Origin of the sequence: Terriglobus sp. YAF25, assembly GCF_052113305.1 — a bacterium.
Classification (GTDB): Bacteria; Acidobacteriota; Terriglobia; order Terriglobales; family Acidobacteriaceae; genus Terriglobus.
Genome location: NZ_JBFRCY010000930.1, coordinates 1 through 1471, shown reverse-complemented (window position 1 = coordinate 1471; position 1471 = coordinate 1). Strand labels below are relative to the sequence as shown.

Sequence of the window (1471 nt, the reverse complement as noted above, 5' to 3'; positions counted from 1 at the left end):
GTTCGGTCTGCTGCAAATGATGGAGCATATGCCGCTTTGCACCCAGGCCGGTCTTGCCCATGCTCTGTGCATGGATAAAACCACCGTCTCCCGCGACATCGCTGTGATGAAGAAACGCAACTGGGTAGAGGGGGGACGCGGCGGACTGCGCGTCACCCCCCTTGGCCGCCGGCTTTTGGCCGACGCGATGCCGCATTGGCAGCGGGCGCAAAAACGTCTCCGCAAGGCTTTAGGTGACGAGGGTTGGCAGGCACTGTTTGCCGCAATGCGCGCCGCCGGAGCATTTTCCCTGTAGGTGCAGGTGTAGGGCTTCCGCATCTATGGGCGTTTTTCCCCAATGAAAACGCCGCTGCACGTCTCTTCCGGAATGCCCGGCAACAGGGAAAATGCTCTAATTACGAGGCTTCAGCATAGGCTGCCCGAATAGCCCCGGCCAGACGATTGCTATCGGCATACTTCGGCTTGAGTTCGGCAGTTAGCGTGGATGTCACTTCTTCCAGAGATTTTCCTTGCCGCTTGAGCGCCGCGGTGCGATCACGCACGGTGGTCAGCAGCGACTGATATCCGGTGATGTAGCCGGCATCTCCAATCGGTCCATGACTGGGAACAACGATGGCCGGTTTCAGGGAAGCAAAGGTCTGCAGGCTGGCCAGCCACTGCTTCACGCTGGAGTCGGGGCCGGCAAATGACGGCATCCCCTTCATGGCAACATCGCCGGAAAACAGGACCCGATCGGCAGGTACCCAGACTGCGGTGTCGCCACGGGTATGGTTTGGCCCCATCGCCAGAATGCGGACAGCAACACCGCCCAGGTCGAGGTCGTACGATTTGTCGAAATGAATGTCGGCAGTGCGGAAATTTGCTCCGGTTAGCAGCTCGGCATTGACGGTGCTGCGGGCGATGAAGGTGTTGGCCATGCTCAGGCCATACTGGGCGATGTCCTTCTCCTGGTCGGCTGAGCGGATCATCTTCGTCTGCGGCGGGAAGGCTTCGGCGCCGAGATCGTGTTCGGGATGCACATGCGTGGTGACGAGATAGATCTGGTGTCCGGGCGCCAGCTTCTGGGCTTCGGCAACGACGACCTTGCCGTTTCGCGGCCCCATCCCGGTGTCGATCACCAGGACTCCACGGGAACCTACGACGAAGCCGATGTTCGGCACGCCCGGAGTCGTGTCTTTGTCTTCAATCGCATAGGTATGAGCGGTCAGCTTCCGCGTCTCGCCGCTGGGGATCATCGGCGGCTTGGGTGCGGCCTGCTGTGCTGCGGCTAAGGAACCGGCGACGGACAGGACGATGTGCAGGGAAAGGGAAAAGGGCTTCACGGTGGCACACTCCTGGAACCAAGCGATGCCTGCCATGATAGCCCTTGCTATCGACTAGCTGTCCTTGCGGTAGAGCAGGTTCTTCATGGAAGAACGCCGGGCCTCGTTGACCTCGGCCTCGTACCGGACTTGATCGGCGTCCTTCGGGG

General features: G+C 60.6%; 1 protein-coding gene and 1 pseudogene. One reads left to right on the top strand and one right to left on the bottom strand.

The window, feature by feature from the left end; genetic code table 11:
• Positions 1–295 (top strand): annotated as a pseudogene (locus AB4043_RS25330) (hypothetical protein); the annotation flags it as partial.
• Between the two features lie 100 nt (positions 296–395).
• Here the strand turns inward: AB4043_RS25330 and AB4043_RS25325 are convergent.
• Positions 396–1358 (bottom strand): MBL fold metallo-hydrolase, encoded by a 963-nt coding sequence (locus tag AB4043_RS25325; protein WP_442303262.1) that lies wholly within the window; start codon positions 1356–1358, stop codon positions 396–398.
• Between the last annotated feature and the right edge of the window lie 113 nt (positions 1359–1471).

Excerpts from the sequence above, each read along its gene's own strand:
- AB4043_RS25325 (WP_442303262.1), bottom strand. The coding sequence starts at position 1,358 with ATGGCAGGCATCGCTTGGTTCCAGGAGTGTGCCACCGTGAAGCCCTTT.